General features: G+C 70.9%; 11 protein-coding genes. 6 read left to right on the top strand and 5 right to left on the bottom strand.

All coding sequences use genetic code 11. The annotated features are described in order from the left end of the window. Positions 1-32: 32 nt before the first annotated feature. Together F1721_RS22215 and F1721_RS22220 are read right to left on the bottom strand one after the other, a co-directional pair. Positions 33-2,822, bottom strand: a complete 2,790-nt coding sequence (locus tag F1721_RS22215) for a tetratricopeptide repeat protein (RefSeq protein WP_150068678.1) — start codon at positions 2,820-2,822, stop codon at positions 33-35. Between the two features lie 38 nt (positions 2,823-2,860). Then, positions 2,861-4,729 carry an HSP90 family protein gene (locus F1721_RS22220; RefSeq protein WP_150068679.1) on the bottom strand — a complete coding sequence of 623 codons (1,869 nt, stop codon included), beginning with the start codon at positions 4,727-4,729 and terminating at the stop codon, positions 2,861-2,863. 569 nt (positions 4,730-5,298) lie between these two features. Here F1721_RS22220 and F1721_RS34815 point away from each other — a divergent pair. The 3 genes from F1721_RS34815 to F1721_RS22235 all read left to right on the top strand — a co-directional run bounded on the left by F1721_RS34815 (position 5,299) and on the right by F1721_RS22235 (position 9,160). Further along, positions 5,299-6,888 (top strand): pre-toxin TG domain-containing protein, encoded by a 1,590-nt coding sequence (locus F1721_RS34815; RefSeq protein WP_211840568.1) that lies wholly within the window; start codon positions 5,299-5,301, stop codon positions 6,886-6,888. 22 nt (positions 6,889-6,910) lie between these two features. Continuing rightward, the gene (locus F1721_RS22230) at positions 6,911-7,189 is read left to right on the top strand and encodes a barstar family protein (RefSeq protein WP_150068680.1); all 279 of its coding nucleotides are present in this window, start codon (positions 6,911-6,913) and stop codon (positions 7,187-7,189) included. 396 nt (positions 7,190-7,585) lie between these two features. Beyond that, positions 7,586-9,160 (top strand): alkaline phosphatase D family protein, encoded by a 1,575-nt coding sequence (locus F1721_RS22235; RefSeq protein ID WP_150068681.1) that lies wholly within the window; start codon positions 7,586-7,588, stop codon positions 9,158-9,160. Positions 9,161-9,383: 223 nt separating this feature from the next. On the opposite strand, the gene F1721_RS22240 is transcribed toward F1721_RS22235, so the two are convergent. The 3 genes from F1721_RS22240 to F1721_RS22250 form a co-directional block, all read right to left on the bottom strand. After that, positions 9,384-10,811, bottom strand: a complete 1,428-nt coding sequence (locus F1721_RS22240) for a phytoene desaturase family protein (protein WP_150068682.1) — start codon at positions 10,809-10,811, stop codon at positions 9,384-9,386. A gap of 76 nt (positions 10,812-10,887) precedes the next feature. Further along, positions 10,888-12,240: a flavin-containing monooxygenase gene (locus F1721_RS22245; protein ID WP_150068683.1), complete on the bottom strand. Its 1,353-nt coding sequence runs from the start codon at positions 12,238-12,240 to the stop codon at positions 10,888-10,890. Between the two features lie 109 nt (positions 12,241-12,349). Next, a complete protein-coding gene (locus F1721_RS22250) occupies positions 12,350-13,006 on the bottom strand; it encodes a TetR/AcrR family transcriptional regulator (RefSeq protein ID WP_150068684.1) in 657 nt (218 codons plus the stop codon). A 180-nt stretch (positions 13,007-13,186) separates the two neighbouring features. On the opposite strand from F1721_RS22250, the gene F1721_RS22255 reads away from it, so the two are divergent. Genes F1721_RS22255 through F1721_RS22265 form a run of 3 tightly spaced genes read left to right on the top strand, consistent with a single transcriptional unit; the run spans position 13,187 to position 16,928 of the window. Beyond that, positions 13,187-14,521, top strand: coding sequence for an MFS transporter (locus F1721_RS22255; RefSeq protein WP_150068685.1), 1,335 nt, complete (start codon positions 13,187-13,189; stop codon positions 14,519-14,521). Continuing rightward, positions 14,518-15,735: a CaiB/BaiF CoA transferase family protein gene (locus tag F1721_RS22260; protein ID WP_150068686.1), complete on the top strand. Its 1,218-nt coding sequence runs from the start codon at positions 14,518-14,520 to the stop codon at positions 15,733-15,735. The genes F1721_RS22255 and F1721_RS22260 overlap by 4 nt, the downstream gene beginning before the upstream one ends. Next, positions 15,732-16,928 (top strand): acyl-CoA dehydrogenase family protein, encoded by a 1,197-nt coding sequence (locus F1721_RS22265; RefSeq protein WP_150068687.1) that lies wholly within the window; start codon positions 15,732-15,734, stop codon positions 16,926-16,928. Before F1721_RS22260 ends, F1721_RS22265 begins: the two co-directional genes overlap by 4 nt. The last annotated feature ends 1 nt before the right edge of the window (position 16,929 follow it).

The following is a 16,929-nucleotide window of genomic DNA, read 5'->3' on the forward strand; positions in this document are numbered from 1 at the left end:
CCCATCGCACCGGAGGGGCACCCCGCGGCCGATCAGTCGGCGACGGCGGCGCGGACCTCGGCGGCCTCGACCGAGCGCCCCAGTTTCTCCAGCACCTCGCCGAACTCCAGCGACACCCCGGTGTGCGCCTGGCTGCCCACCGGCAGCCGCTGCAGCGACGCCCAGTACATGCCGACCGACTCGTCGGACCGGCCCGCGTCGCCCAGCACCCGGGCGGCCAGCAGCTCCGCCATCGCCGCGGAGCCCTCGTCGCCGACCGCGGCGTAGCCGTCGGCGGCGGTCAGCGCGAGCGGGATCGCCTCCTCGCCGCGCTCCATCGAGGCCAGCGCCCGCGCCTTGGTGTCGGTGGTGTCCGCGACGAACCAGTCCTGCCCGGCTACCCGCCCGGCCTCGATCGCCTCGTCGAGATCGGCCAGCCCCGACTCGTCCCCGAACTTGATCTTGCTCTGGCCGAGCTGGTGCAGCGTCCGGGCGACCAGCTCGACCTGCTCGTGCTCGCGAGCCAGCCGGAGGGCCTCCCGGTAGCTGTCGACGGCGTCGGAGTCGTCCACCGAGACCAGCAGGTCACCGAGCGCCAGGTGCGCCCGGATCGCCAGCTCCACCAGCGTTTCCTCGCCCGACTCCGCCGCGAAGTGCGCCACCTCGGCGAAGATCCCGTACGCCGTGCCCAGCTCCTGGGCGTGGCGCGCGGCCAGGCCCAGCCAGTACCGCGCCTCCAGGGCGGCAGCTCCCCCGCCCTCGCTGCCCGCGAACCCCGCGGCCGCCGCGTCCAGCGACTCCATCGCCAGATCGGGCTCCCCCGTCTGCAGCAGGAACCGGCCCAGCCAGTACCGGTTGGAGTTCAGGTCGTCGGTGTCGCCGAGCTCCGCGTGCCGCACCGCGACCTGCGCGCGGTTCACCGCCTCGTCGGGCCGACCGAGGTCGTCGTACAGGTGCGCCGCCAAAATCGCCGCGCTCGACGCCCAGGACCGGGACCCGATCGCCGTGTTCAGGTCCAGCAGCTCGTCGGCCAGGCGGACACCGGTCTCGAAGTCGCCCATGCCACCGGCCAGCCGGGCCCGCGTCTCGAGCGCCTTGACCCGGATGCGCCGTTCGACGTCGGAGCCCAGCAGGGCGTCCAGGGTTTCCGCGGCGGCGTCCGGCTCGCCCACGCCCGCCAGGACCGAGCCCAGCACCAAGCGCACGGTCGCCAGCTGCTCCAGCTCCGCGGACTCGGCGATCGCGGCGGCTTCCCGCACCAGTTCGAGGTCGGCGGCCGGGTCGTTGCCGGAGTCCGGGTGCACGACGAGCGCGATCAGGGCCTTGACCCGCACCTCCGGCTCGAGGTCGGTCCGCTCCAGCGCGGCGCGCAGCGCGTCTGCCGCATCGGCGTTGAACGGCCCGTGCAGCACCAGGCCGAGTTCGTCCTCCTGGTCGGCCCGCCGCACCTCGCCCAGCGCGCGCAGCGCCTCGGTCCGTGCCTTGATGGCCGCCAGCGCGCCGTCCCGGTCCCCCCGGCCCCGGCAGATCGCCAGCACGGTGTTGTAGTACCGGGGCAGCAGCTCGGGTTCCGGCAGCTCCTCCAGCAGCTGCATCGCCGCGTCGTAGTCGTCCTTGAGCAGGGCGGTCTCCTCGGCGAGCTCCAGGCGCTCGGCCGGGGTCCTCGGCGCGGTCGGCTCGGCGAGCTCGGCGGACACGAACGTCCGCGTCTCGATCGGCAGGTCGTAGTGCTCGTCCGCCAGCGCGCGGGCGCGCTGGACCTCGGTAGCGAAGTGCTCGTTGCCGTTGCGCTCGTCGAAGGCCTCCGCGATCTCACCCGCGACCCGCCACGACTCGGCGGCCAGCTCGGCGGCGGTGCGCGGGCGGGGCTCGACGCCGAAGACCGCTGCCACGTCGGGCATGTCGCTGCCCCGGACCTCGACGTCGCCGTGCCCGCTGCGCGCCACCGCGTCCAGCAGCACGCCGTAGGACACCAGCGCGTAGAACCGCTTGTACACGTCCAGCGGGTCCTTCGGCAGTTCGCCGATGTGCCGCTCCAGCAGCGACAACCCGCGCTCGGTGTTGCCGGTGACCGCGAGGAAGATCAGGTGGTCGGCCATGATGCCGAACCCGTCGGCGTTGGCCGCCGCCGCGCGGTAGCTGCGGAAGTGGTGCGCCTTCGCCTCGTCGAAGCGGCCCGCGCGCAGCAGCGGGAGCAGGGCGTTGGCCTGGGCCCGCTCCGGCTCCGACCCGCACTGCACGCGGTTCTCGATGATCTCGTCGAACAGCTTCAGCGCCGTCGCCTCGTCACCGGAGGCCCGGTAGTAGTCGGCGTCGTCGCTGCGGATGCAGGCCTCGCAGTGGCTGTAGTCGTCGCGCGGCAGCTCCTCGCGGGCCGCCAGGAAACCGGCCGCGTCCGCGAAGCGGCCCGCCGTGGTGGCGTTGGCCATCTTCGCCTGCCACACACCGGAGAGCCCGACACCGGCCGCGCGGTAGCGCCGCTCCATGTCGTCGAGGACCTGGTCTACCTGGCTCTGCGGGAACGCCGGGTTCAGCGCGACCGCCTCGGCCATCCACTTGTAGTACCAGAGCAGGTCGTTGTTCTCGACCTCGAGCGGGAACCGCGCCGGGTCCGAGTCGTGCCTGCCCAGGCACCAGGAGAACGCGGTGAACATCGTGTCGCTGTCCCCGGTCATCGACGCGCTGGCGATCTGCCGCATCCGCGCCTTGTAGAGCAGGTCCTCCTCGCCCGCCTCCTGCGCGAGCCGGACGGCGTCGGCGACCATCGCCGATTCCTCCGGCCCGTAGGCCATCATGTCGCTCTCGTCGAGCAGGCGCTCGATCTCGGTCGCGGTTTCAGACACGTGGGTCCCCTCTTCGTTGCGAAACCTCAGGTGGCGCCTCAGCCGGTGATGCCGACGCTGAGCTGGATCAGGTCGCTCATCGCGGTCGTCATCACGGTCCGGTCGGCGCGGGACAGCGGCCGGTGACCGGCCAGCAGGGCCTGGATGTAGATCAGCCGGACGCTGCGGTCGAAGACCAGCTGGTCGTCCAGGCCGGACAGCTGGCGGATCATCGAGTTCTGCCAGTTCAGGCAGAGCTGCGCGGTGGTGCGGCGGGGCTTCGGGCCGGTCCTGCCCGCGAGGGAGGACTCGATGCCGCCCAGCACCTCGGCCCACACCGCCGGTGCCGAGTCGCGCACCTCGGTGCGCTCGATCCGGCGGATGGCGGCGGCGTCGGCGACGTAGAGCGCGGTCACGTCGTCCGGCCGGAACGACCGGACCAGCGCGTCGCTGCCCAGTTCGGCCAGCACCGCGGCCGCCCGGCGCTCCAGCGCGCTCGTGCTGGAGCGGTCGTCCATCGGCGGCGGGGCGAGCTCGTCGAGGATGGAGCTGGCCTGGACCTGCTCCACCGTGACGCCGTCGATCAGCAGCGGCAGCCGCCGCAGCAGGTCCGACTCGTAGGTGTAGCCGCCGTTGATCACCGGGTGGTCGGGCGGGACCACCGCCGCGATCTGCCGGAACTCGTCGACGGTCTCCACGTAGCGGACGTGCCGGGACTGGTCCAGGTAGTCGCGGACGGTCATCCGGCCCGCCGAGGTCTCCACGGTCAGCCACGGCAGCACCGCCGCGGCCAGGTCGTCGTCGTGCACCGCCATCGACTTCAGCCCCAGGTGGTGCACCGCGACGAACCGCTCGAACCGCGCCGGTCGGGTGGTGGCCTGCTGGACGATCCAGCGCCGCAGCGCCTTGCCGATCTCCTCCCGGGTGTACTCCAGGGCCTCGTCGGCGACGAGCTGCTCGCGCGACGCGGTCGGCCGCAGGCCCTCGGTGTTGAGGACGCAGCGCACGAAGTAGGCCCACTCCGGCAGCAGCTCGGACAGGTCCTCGCCGAGCAGCATCCGACCGAGGTAGAGCTCGCCGCTGCGCCGGGATCCGGGCGGCGGCGCGAACGGCAGCACGTAGGCCACGCCTTGCGTCCCGGTGGCCGGGACCGACAGCTCAATCGTCTCCAGTGGACGGTTGCCGAGCAGCTCCGCGCCGAACTCCTCCAGCACCCCGGCCGCCGACCGCTCGTCGGCAGGACGGTCCTGCGGCAGGAACACCGCTGGTTCGTTGACCGCGTCCCAGGTCCCGTCCGCACGCCGGACCCGCACCTCCACCGGCAGGTACCGGCCGAAGCGGCGGGCCAGCGACAGCACCTTCTCCGCCGAGAGCAGGGCCGCGTCGTCGGGTCGCGGCGACAGCCGCACCTCGGTGCCGATCGCCATCCCGGCCGACTCCGCCTCGGACAGCTCACGGACCGCGAAGGTCCCGTCGGCCGAGCCGGTCCACTCCACCGGCGGGTGCCCGTGCACCGACCGGCTGCGGACCACGATCCGGTCCGACACCATGAAGCAGCTCAGCAGGCCGATGCCGAACTGCCCCAGGAAATCCTCGTCGCGCAGGTTCAGCACGTCGTCGCGCTTGGAGCTCTTGCCCACGGTGGCCAGCAGCTCGCCCGCCTCGGCGGCGCTCAACCCCTGCCCGGCGTCGCGGAATACGAACTCGTCCGGCGCTTCCGGAACCGTCCCGACCGGGAAGATCTCGATGTTCCCCCGGCCGTCCTGCCCGGCGACCTTGGCGCGAGCAGCGATCGCGTCGCGCCCGTTCTGCAGCAGCTCGCGCAAGTAGACGTGCGCACCGGAGTAAATGTGCCGGCTCAGCAGATCGACGACGCCACCAAGGTCCACCTGGAACGGACGCACCAGCGAACCCCCGGTGTTTTCCATCAGAATTCTCCCTCTTCGCACGATCCCACCGCTGAGCATACTGGACACCACTGACAACTCCGCGATTCCCGGATCCCCGCAACCAGCCGCACCACGCCAACATCTCCGCAGGTCAAACCGCTTTTCGCGCCGCGCTACCAACCAAAGGAGGTAGCCAGAACCGCCCCCGAAGACGATTCTTGACGCGGTAACGAATTCGTCACACGGCACTTCGAGAATGAATCTGGGAAAAACGCGTCGGCAGAATTACCGGCAGAATCGAACCAGTGCGCACCGAGCGTTCATTCCCCGGCACGCTCCGTGCACATCGGACACCGACGCACCCGCACCCCCGGAGAATGTCGCCGGGCCGACACCAGCTCACCCAGCGGCGAGCCGGTCAGTCCCTCATCGACGGCGACGCCGAAGAGGCCTCTGACAGAGCGCTCGGCCCGAACACCCCTGCGGACAGCCAGCGACACCCGCCCGCACATCCCGACATCGGCGGTCACCGCCGCGTCCGCATTGGACGACTCAGGCTGCGTGCACAGTGGACTGCGGAACGTGGAATGATATCCTGTTCGCCCGTTATGCCTGATCACAATTCTGGCGCGTTCCACAGCGCAGAAGAGGAAAGACCGCACCGGGCCGGAACCACGCGTCTCATCGCGTTCGTCACGGCCTGCCTGATGCTTTTCACGACCTTCGGCGCCACAAGCGCCGCAGCGACCGGGTCCGCTTCGGACCTCCGAGTAAGCGGCAGCATCTCGGATGCCATCAAGCGAATCAGGGAGGCACGCAACAAGACCGGCGTACTGATCGTCGTCGGCTACTCCGCCTATCAAGTCCTTCACACCCTCGGGCAAGAGCTTCCCGAACATTCCCGCAGCCGAACGAATCTCATCGGGGAGCTTTCCGAGGGGTTGCCGGGCCTGACCGAGGGGCTCCGCTCCCGCCTGGACCGGATCGAGAAAACACCGTCCGACGATGCCGAGGCAATGGAGTCCGCCAGGCAGGAACTCCGCTCCTTCCTCGAGCACAAGTTCAAGGACCACCCCGAGCTGAAGAGCCTCTTCGAGCAGTCGCAGCAGAGGTTCGACGACCTCCGAGAGCACGTCGTCGTGGCGAAGATCGTCGCCGAGACGAACGCGGACGTTCTCCCAGCGATCGTCGAGGATTTGAAGGAGATCGCGCGCGTCCTCAAGGAGCCGCTCGACTTCGATATCGACGTGGCGGCACTGGAGCGCAACAACCGCGAGCTGGCGGAAACGTTGGAGGACGTGCAGCCCGCGCTCGACCAGTGCAACGCAGCCATGCAGCAAACCATCGCAGCTTTGGACCAGATGAACGCGGCGATGGGCCAAGTCAACGCCGGCCTGGATCAGATGAACTCCGGGATCGCGCAGCTGAACCGGGGGATCGACCAGGCGAATGACGCCGTGGCGGAGATGAATGTCGCGCTGGAGCAGACCAACAACGCCGTCAACGGCATGATCGGTGCGGCCACCGATACGTTCCGCAACCTGGGCAACCTTCGTCTGGACGATCTCAGCATCGATCTCTCGCACCTCGGCGGCTCGATGCACCGCCAGACGACCCCGGAAGAGCGGGCCAGGCAGGACCGGATGCTGTCGATCGGCCTGAACCTGATCCCGGGCCTCGGCGACGTCAAGGGCATCCACGAGGCGATCGCAGGCAGGGACGCCCTCACCGGCGAGCTGCTTCCCCCCGCTGAACGCGTGATGGGCGGCATCATCTTCCTGCGCTCTGCCAAGGTTCTTTCCAAGGGCGCGACGTCCGCCACCGACGCCGCACGGCTGCGTGGCACCTACCGCGCTTGGGAGGCGGCCAACGAGTCAATCCGCAGCCTCCGCACCACCGGAAAGCTGCCCGGCTACTACGTCACCAAGGCTGAGGCGAAGCAAGCAGGATGGACGGACGGAAAGGCTCTGGGCAACCACCTTCCGAATGCACAGATCGGCGGTGATGTCTTCAAGAACAAGGATGGCGTCCTCCCCTCCGTTTCCGGTCGCGTGTGGTACGAGGCGGATGTCGGTCTTGTCAATACGATGTCTCGGAGCAAGCAGCCGGGCTACCGGCTCGTGTACTCCAGCGACGGCCTGCTCTACGTGACGTTCGATCACTACCACTCTGTTCACTACGTTGGCAGGTACAAATGACCAAGCAGGCGGAGGCACGTCGATGATCGTTGATTTGTCCGAGGTCGAAACGGCACGCCAGTTGCACCTGGTGCTGAAGCGCGCGTTCGGTTTCCCGCCCATGTACGGCATGAACTGGGATGCCTACTGGGATGCGATCACCGGACTGGTCGAACTTCCCGATGAGATCACCTTCACCGGATGGGCTCGCCTGGCGGAGAAACTTCCCCGCGACGCTGAGATCCTGCGGGAGCTGATGGACGACTACCTGGCCGAACCATACGCAGCATTCCACGCACACAAGCGCATCACCTTCGAGTAAGCCGCAGGGGTGCCGGGAGACATCATCACCCGGCACCCCTGTGATGATTCCGAAGCTGCGTGCCAGCACGGCCCGGCGGTGAAACGCCGGCCTGGATCTTCAGCCAATGTCAGGTGCTCGACCGGCATTGATATACAGGTGCGAAGACTCGCCGCTCCATCACACAGCACTTCGAGAAAGCGTTCGGGAAAACACTCCGGCAGAACCGAAGCAGTGCGCACCGAGCGTTCATTCCCCCAAACACGCTCCGTGCACATCGGACAGTGCCGCACCCGTGCGCCCGGCGTACATCGAAGGGTCAGCACCGGTTCGCCCAGTGGTCATCTCGCGGTTTTAGCGTGCATCGGCTTCACCGATCCGGCGCGGCGCGACCGCGCACAACTGCAGAGGGGAACCATGACAGAGAACTCCGGCAGCAATGGGGCGACCCCGTCCCGCCGCCAGGTCCTGTTAGCCGGCACGGCTGCGCTCGGCGCGGCGGCGCTCACCACCACCGGCCTCGGCACCGCTGCGAGCGCGCAGCCCGGTGCGGGCGCGCCGCTCCGGTCGCCGTTCACGCTCGGGGTCGCCTCCGGTGACCCGCTGCCGAACGGCGTGGTGCTGTGGACCCGGCTGGCCGTGGACCCGCTCGCCGAGAACGGGCTCGGCGGGATGCCCGACCGCGTCGTGCCGGTGCAGTGGCAGGTCGCCGAGGACGAGGGCTTCCGCAAGGTCGTGGCCAGCGGCACCGAGCAGGCGCGGCCGGAGTCCGCGCACTCCGTGCACGTCGAGCTGACCACCCTCAACCCGGCCACCGAGTACTACTACCGCTTCCGCGTCGGCAGCGAGCTCAGCCCGGTCGGCCGCACCAGGACCGCGCCGCGCTTCGGCGCGCAGCTCGACCGGTTCTCCTTCGCCTTCGCCAGCTGCCAGAACTTCCCGGTCGGGCACTTCAGCGCCTACTCGCACATGGTCCGGGAGGACCTCGACCTGGTCGCCTTCCTCGGCGACTACATCTACGAGAGCGGCTCGAAGGGCACCATCGGCCGCCCGCACGCACCCGCGCACGAGACCTTCGACCTCGCCGACTACCGCACCCGGCACGCCCAGTACAAGACCGACCCCGATCTGCAGGCCGCGCACGCCGCCTTCCCGTGGGTGGTGGTCTTCGACGACCACGAGGTGGAGAACAACTGGGCCGCCGACCGGTCCCAGCCGGACGCCGAGCCCGACCAGGACCCGGCGGTGTTCCGCAAGCGCCGCACCGACGCGTTCCAGGCCTACTACGAGAACATGCCGCTGCGCGAGACCCAGCACGCGTGGGGCGCGAACATGCGCCTGTACCGGCGGCTGACGTTCGGGAACCTGGTGGACTTCCACCTGCTCGACACCCGCCAGTACCGCGACTTCCAGGACCAGGACAAGCGGCTGGACCCCGAGCGCACGATCCTGGGCGCCGAGCAGCGGAACTGGCTGCTGCGCAACCTCGGCGGCCGGACGGCGCGCTGGAACGTCCTGGCGCAGCAGGTGTTCTTCTCGCAGCGCGACTTCACCGCGGGCGACGAGGACTCCTTCAGCGACGACGCGTGGGACAACTACGTGGCCGAGCGCAACCTGGTGCGCGACCGCATGGCCAAGGCGTCCAACCCGGTGGTGATCACCGGTGACGTGCACGCCAACTACGTCTGCGACGTCAAGGCCGACTTCGACGACCCCGCCTCGGCGACGGTGGCCACCGAGCTGGTCGGCACCTCCATCACCTCCAACGGCAACGGCGTCGAGCAGAACCCCGGCGACGCGGTCCAGCTGGCGGAGAACCCGCACATCAAGTTCATCAACCGGCACCGCGGCTACGTGCGGAACACCATCACGCACTCGGCGTGGACGGCCGACTTCCGGGTCCTCGACTACGTCGAGACGCCCGGTTCGCCGATCCGCGACCGCGCCCGCTTCGTGATCGACGACGGTCGCCCCGGCGCCAAGCTCGTCTGACGCGAGGCCCCGCGAGACCGCCATCGGGCTCCGTTTCCGCTGTTCAGTCCCCGTGAGCACTTTGTGGTGCGATGACCCCGCAAAGTGCTCACGGGCCACCACCAGCGGAAACAGGGCCGACGGTGCCACTGCCGGTTCACAGCGGTCAGCAGGTCGCTGGGCAGCGGGATGACCTCGCCGGTGCAGCGCGAGTATCCGCACCGTGCGGCAGTGACGACCACCGTCAGCTTTCACGGATCTTGCGCAGGTACTTCAGCGCTCGGGCCGCGGCGTGGGCGCCGCACATGCCGTGGGCACCGGGTCCGGGCGGGGTGGCCGCCGAGCAGAGGTAGACGCCGGGCAGTCCGACGTCGTGGGGGGTGAGCGTCGGGCGGGGGCCGAAGACGAGCTGGCGGGCGGTTTTCGCGCCCGTCATGATGTTGCCGCCAGCGAAGTTCGGGTTGTACTCGGCGATCTCCGCGGTGGTGCGCACGGCGGTGCCGACGATCCGCTCCCGGAAACCGGGGGCGAACCGCTCGATCTGCGCGACGATGGCGTCGGTCGCGTCGCCGCGGTAGCCGTTGGGCACGTGGGCGTAGCTCCACACCGGGTGGACATCGCCCACCGAGCGCTGCGGGTCGGCCAGGTACTGCTGGCCGACGACCACGAACGGTCGCTGCGGCATCCGGCCCGCGTGGATCTCCCGCTCGGTCGCGGCGATCTCGGCGAAGGAGCCGCCCACGTGGACCGTGCCCGCCCGGCGGGCCGGTTCCGCCGTCCACGGCACCCCGCCCGCGACCGCGAAGTCCACTTTGAACGCTCCCGGCCCGGGGCGGAACCGCCGGTAGGCACGTGAGATCCGGGCGGGCAGCCGGTCGGCCAGGATCTCGGCCACCGCGGTCGGGGCGAGGTCGAACAGCGTCACGTCCACCCGCGGCAGGTCGGCCGGGGAGCGCACCCGGACGCCGGTCTCGATCTCGCCGCCCAGGTCGCGCAGCAGTGCGGCCAGCGCACCGGTGATCGAGCGCGAGCCCCCGGCCGCCACCGGCCAGCCGTGCCGGTGCCCGGCGGTCAGGATGCCCAATCCGATGCTGGCGCTCAGCGGCCGGTCCAGCGGGCGGAACGCGTGCGCGGCCACCCCGCCGAACAGCGCTTTCGCCCGTTCCCCCGCGAAGATCTTCGCGATCGCCGATGCTGGCATCAGCGCGGGGATCCCGAAGCGGGCGAGGCGGAGCGGGTGGCGCGGAACCCGCAGCAGCGGGGCGAGAACGTCCGCCGACAGCTCGTCGTAGGACGCCGCTGGCCCGGCGAACAACCACGACCAGCGGCGGCCGTCGGGACCGAGCCCTCCGGCGGTCTCGGCGACCGAGCGGTGCAGCACCCCGGCGGTGCCGTCGTCGAGCGGGTGGGCGCAGTCGATCTCGGGAAACCGCCACCGCAAGCCGTAGCGGCCCAGGTCGAGGCTGCGCAGGAAGGTCGACCCGGCGGCCATCGGGTGGACCGCCGAGCACTGGTCGTGCAGCATCCCCGGCACGATGGCTTCGACCGTGCGAGTGCCTCCACCGATCTCGTCGGCGGCCTCCAGAACGGTGACCCGCACCCCGGCCCGGGCCAGCACGACGGCGGCGGCGAGCCCGTTCGGGCCGCTGCCCACCACGACCGCCGTGCCCATGCCGAGCTCCCTGTTCCCGAGGTCCGCCGTCGGACCGACGGTAGCGCCCGGAAGGCGGCACCAGCGATGTGAACCGTCAGGCGTAGGCGCGACCGGCCACGCGCCGCGACGTGCGCGCGGCCGGTGCGCTGCGCTGCGCGCCGCGGATCCGTTCGCGGCGGAGTTCGCGCATGTAGTCGTCGAAGTCGACCTGGATCGTGTGGCGCTTGGAGGCGACGTAGCGCTTGGCGACGGCCTGCCGGTGCTTGGCGATCTCGGCGAGCATCCCCAGCCGGTCGGGCAGCGCGTAGCTGCCCTGCAGGTGGTCGGCGACGAGCTCGGACTGCCGCTCGGCGATCGGCATGATCGCCCCGAGCGGCTGCACCAGGCCGATGAAGTACAGGCCCGGCACCCGCGGGTGGAACACCCGCTGGTAGAGGCGGACCTCGTTGTCCTCGCCGGGGTCGAGGAACCCGGCGTCGAAGAACGGGAAGCTGATCCGGTAGCCGGTGCAGTACACGACCAGGTCCGCCTCGACCCGGCTGCCGTCGGTGAACACCACCGACGAGCGGTCGAGCCGCGAGATGTTCGGCTTGGGGGTGATCGCGCCGTGCGCCAGCCGGTCGAGGACCCGGCTGGACATCGTCGGGTGCGCCTGCGCGAACTTGTGGTCCGGGGCGGGCAGCCCGTAGCGGGTCATCCGGCCGGTGGTGGACTTCAGCAGCAGCCGGGCCAGCGGCCACCGGATCCAGCCCGGGATGCGCTCGCTGCCCGCGATCTGGTCGTAGGGCCGCCCGAACACGTACTTCGGGATGACGTGGGCGCCGCGGCGCGCGGACAGGTAGGTCGCCGCGCCGTGGTAGCTGGCGTCCACCGCGATGTCCACCGCCGAGTTGCCCATCCCGACCACGACGACGCGCTTGCCCGCCAGCTGGGCTTCCTCGGTGTAGCTGTGCGAGTGGATCTGCTCGATCGCGGTGGAGTCGGCGCCGGGGAAGGCCGGTTCGGGCCAGCGCGGGTCCCAGTGGTGCCCGTTGGCCACGCACACCGCCTCGTAGCCGCGGGTCTCCCCGGTGCTCAGGGTGACGTCGAAACCACCGGGGCGCGGGGCGACGTGCTGCACGCCGGTGCGGAAGGTGATGCGGTCGCGGAGCCCGAAGTGGTCGGCGTAGGCGTCGAAGTACGCGGCGACCTGGTCGTGCCGGGGGAAGTCGGGCAGCTCGGCGGGCATCGGGAAGTCGCTGAACGCCATCCGCTCGCGCGAGGTGTTGATGTGCAGCGACCGGTACGCCGCGGAGACCCCGTTGCGGTTGCCCCACACCCAGTTGCCGCCGATCCGGTCGGAGAGCTCGAAGCAGTCGAACGGGATGCCGCGCTCGAGCAGGACCTTGGCGGTGGCGATCCCGGAGGAACCGGCACCGATGACGCAGACGCGGGGCGGCGCGGACATGACCGTGGGACCTCCCGGAAGCGCTGTGACCGGCGGTCATATGACCACTGGTCACATTAGGGCGCGCCACCACCCGGGACAACCCCGGTCGCACGGTCGGAGCAATGGCTCAGCGCCGCGCGTCAGGTGCGGCGAAGGCCGCGACCAGCACGTTCACCAGCCGGTCCACCGACTCCTCGATCCGCTCCGGATCCCCGGAGCCCAGCCCGAGGACCGGGTCCAGACCCGGGTTGTGCGGGGCCAGGGCGAGGTGCGGCAGGAGCACGAGCAGCAGCGCCAGGAAGGCGTCCAGGTCGGCGTTCGCGCGCAGCTCCCCCGCGTCCCGGGCCGTGCGCAGCAGCGGCCGCAGCACCTCCAGGTAGTGGCTGTTGGCCGCCTCGCGCACCGCCGAGCGCGCGGTCATGTCCGGCTCCAGGTTCACCGCGGCGGTGAAGGCCCGGTCCAGCGGGTTCACCGCGAAGTAGGCCACCCAGTCCCGTGCGAGCTGCCGGAACGCCGGGAAGAACCCCGCCTCCCACGGCAGCTCGGCGATGCGCTGCTCCATCGCGGCCCGGATGCGGCGGCTCGCCAGGTCGGCCAGGTGGGCGTACAGGTCCGCCTTGTCGCTGAAGTACTGGAACAGGCTGCCCTTGGCCACCGACGCGGTGCGCGCGATCGCGTTCAGGCTGCCGCCGGAGAACCCGTGCGCGGCGAACTCGGCCTCGGCGGCCCGCAGCACGGCCTCCCGCCGAGCCTCGGGCAACCGCTCCCACGTCGCCGTCGGCACCCGGACCACCCCTCCCCTGCAACGACCAGCGGTCACATTCTGCCGCAGCCGCGCCGGGAACCGGAACGACCGGATATAGGCAAAACCGAACGCCCCGGCCGCAGATCGGCCGTTGAACGTCTCAAGCCGACGGTGTGATGTGGACCATGCTCCCCGCTGCGAGCTGCCCAGGAGAACCACATGACGACTTCCGATTCGCGCGCCCTCCGCGTCGAGGAGCCAGGTGCCCCGGACCGCTCGAAGGGCTGGGGGCTCGTCCTCTTCCTCTTCCTGTTCTTCACCCTGAACTTCGCCGACAAGGCGGCCGTCGGGCTGGCCAGCACCCGCATCCGCGCCGACCTGGGGTTGACGGCCGAGCAGTACGGCCTGCTCAGCAGCGCGTTCTTCTGGCTGTTCGCGGTCGGTGCCGTGGTGCTGAGCGCCGCGCTGCGCAAGGTCTCCTACACCTGGGGTGCCGGGCTGCTCATGTGCTCGTGGATCCTGAGCATGCTGCCGCTCACCGCGCCCACCACGTTCGGCGTGCTGCTCGCCTCGCGCATCGCGCTGGGCTTCTTCGAAGGCCCCGCGCACGCCTTCTGCCAGTCGGTGATCGCCGACCGGTTCCCGCCGGAGCGCCGGGCGACGGCCGGTGCCCTGGTCAACGCGGGCTCCTCGGTCGGGCCGCTGATCGCCGCTCCCACCCTGACGTGGGTGGTCGTGAACTGGTCGTGGCACGGTGCTTTCACCGTCCTGGTCCTCGCCGGTGTCTTGTGGACGATCGGCTGGTTCTGGTGCTCGGAGCGGCTGCCGTTCCGCAGACCCGCCGACCTCGGCAGCGCGGCGACCGCCCCTGACCCCAACGGGCACATCGCGGTCCCCTTCCACCGGTTGCTGGGCCTGCGCAGCTTCTGGGGGCTGGTGCTGCTCTCCTTCGCCGGTTACCTCATCTCGTCACTGAAGGTCGCGTGGCTCCCGGCGTACCTGTCCGAGGGGCTGGGGTATCCCGCGGGCACGGTCGGCGTGCTGGCCGCCATCCCGTACGCGGCGGCCGTCGTCGTTCTGCTGTCGGCGGGCGCGCTGTCCGGTCGGCTGCTGCGCCGGGGCCGCAGCTCGCACCTGGCCCGCGGTCAGCTCACCGGCGCGTACCTGGTGCTCGGCGGGCTTTCGATGGCCGCGTTCGCGCAGCTGGACGCGGGCCCGCTGCAGATGGTGCTCGTCGTGCTCGCCTTCGCGGTCAACAGCGTGGCCTTCTCGGTGGCCTTCGCGGGCGCCTCCGACTTCCTGCCCGCGCACCAGCGCGTCGCGTTCTTCGGCTGCATCATCGCGGCCTACAGCGTCGCCGGGATCCTGGCCCCCTACGGCCTGGGGCTCATCGTCGACCAGGCCACCACCCCGGCGCAGGGCTATGCCACCGGGTTCTCCGTCGTCGGCCTCGTCGTGTGCGCGCTGGGCGTTCTCGGCGGGGCGATGCTCAACCCGGAGCGCGCGAAGTCCGAACTGGAACGTCTGTCGGCAGACCGAGGAGGTAGGTCGTGAACGGACCGCTGACGGGTGTCCGCGTGCTGGACCTCGGGCAGTACATCGCCGGGCCGTGCGCGGCGCAGGTGCTGGGCGATCTCGGCGCGGAGGTGCTGAAGGTCGAGAGCTTGCGCGGCGATCAGGCCCGGAGCATCGGCCCGTTCGGCGAAGCGATGGTCCAGGCCTACAACCGCGACAAGCGCAGCATCGCGGTGGACCTCCGCTCCCCGGACGGGCAGCGCGTGCTGCACCAGCTCTTGGGCACCGCCGACGTGCTGGTCCAGAACTTCCGGCCCGGTTCCGCCGAACAGCTCGGGATCGGCGTCGCGACCCTCCGCCAGCGCTTCCCGCGGCTGATCTGCGCCACCGTGACCGGTTTCGGTTCCCGCGGCCCGTCCCGGAACCGCCCCGGACTCGACATCGCGGCCCAAGCCGAGTACGGGCTGATGCACGCGACCGGCGCAGCGGACGGCGAGCCGCAACGCGTCGGTGTCCCGGTCGCCGACGTCACCGCGGCCAACGCGCTGGCCACCGGGGTGCTCGCCGCGCTCTTCGAACGCGAGCGCACCGGGCGGGGCGCGCACGTCGAGACCTCGCTGATGGAGGCGGTGATATCGCTGCAGGCCGCCACCTGGAACGAGTACCTGCTGACCGGCACCGCACCCCGGCGGAAGGGCAACGGGCAGGCCAACGCCGCTCCCGCCGCCGACGTCGTCGAACTCGCCGACGGCGCGATCGTGATCTCCGCCTACACCGCCGAGAAGTGGGCCGCCCTGTGCGAGCTGGTCGGGCGACCGGACATGGTCGACGACCCGAGGTTCGCCGACAACCCCGCCCGCGTCCGCAACCGGGCGGCGATGCTCGACGCGCTGACCAGCGCTTTCGCCGGGATGACCCGCGACCGGGCCATCTCCGCGCTGCTCTCGGCGGGCATCGTCTGCGGAGCCGTCCGCTCCCTCGACGAGGTCGCCGCGGACGAGGACGTCGCGCGCTCGAACGTCCTGATCGGCGTGACCGACCGCCGCGGTCGCCGCACCACCAGCCCCGGCGCGGCCTTCACCCTCGACGGGCAGCGCCGCACCGACTCCACCGGTGCTCCGCCGGTCGGCGCGCACACCGCCGAGGTCCTGCGGGAGCTCGGCTACGCCGAGGATGCGATCACCGACCTCACCGCCCGCCGGGTCGTCGGTGCGCCGACGACCGCCCACCCCCGCGAAAGGACACCGCGTTGATCGACCAGGACGTGCTCCGCTGCGACTTCCCCGCCTACCTCCGGAAGATCGCCGACTTCACCGATGACGAGCTGATCCCGACCGAGCCCGAGATGGTCGACGCCGGTGCCGTCCCCGAGCGGATCCTCGACCGCATGGCCGCGCTCGGGCTGTTCGGGATCTCGATCCCGCGCGCCTACGGCGGTCTGGAGTGGACGATGGAGCAGCAGGTCCGGCTGACCTTCGAGTTCACCCGGGCCTCGTGCGTCTACCGGTCCCGCTTCTCGACGGTGATCGGGTTGTGCTCGCAAGCGATCCTCGACCACGGCACCGAGGAGCAGCGGCGCGAGATGCTCCCCGCGATGGCCGCCGGAGAGCTGGTCACGGCCTTCGCGCTCACCGAGGAGGAAGCCGGGTCGGACGCGGCGCACCTGCGCACGACCGCGATCCGCGACGGCGCGGACTACCTCGTCAACGGCAGCAAGCGCTACATCACCAACGCCGCCTGGGCGGACGCGTTCCTGACGTTCGCGCGCACCGACCCGGACGAGCCGGGAGCGGCCGGGGTCTCCGCGCTCATCGTCGACGCCCGCGCCCCGGGCGTTTCCACCGCGCTGCCCCGGTACATGAACGGCCACGCCGAAGCCCCGGTGGGCGAGATCCGGTTCCGCGGCGTGCGGGTCCCCGCCGGGCAGCTCCTCGGCGGCGTCGAGGGCCAAGGGCTGAAGATGGCGCTGCGCGGCATCAACCACGCCCGCCTGCACGTGGCCGCCACCTGCGTCGGCCAGGCGACCCGGATGTTGGAGGAGACCACCGCCCACCTGAACGGGCGCGAGCAGTTCGGCGGCCCGCTGGCCGACCTCGGCGCGGTGCGGTCGACGCTGGGCGAGAGCTACGCCGAGCTGGAGGCCGGGCGGGCGCTGGTCATGGAGAGCGCCCGCACCTTCGACCGCGGGGAGGTCCCCCGGCACCGGATCGCCGCCGCCAAGCTGTACTGCTCGGAGATGGCCAGCCGGGTCGCCGACAGGTGCGTCCAGCTGCTGGGCGGCGCGGGCATCGTCGGGCCGCACCCGGTCCCGCGCATGTGGCGCGACGTCCGGGCGCTGCGCATCTACGAGGGCTCCTCGCCGATCCACCAGCGCAACCTCGGCCGGGCGATGATCGAGCAGGTCCGGGCCGACGGGACGCTGCCCGACACGTTCCGCGCGCGGTGAT

Source organism: Saccharopolyspora hirsuta, assembly GCF_008630535.1.
In the GTDB taxonomy this organism is placed as follows: domain Bacteria; phylum Actinomycetota; class Actinomycetes; order Mycobacteriales; family Pseudonocardiaceae; genus Saccharopolyspora; species Saccharopolyspora hirsuta.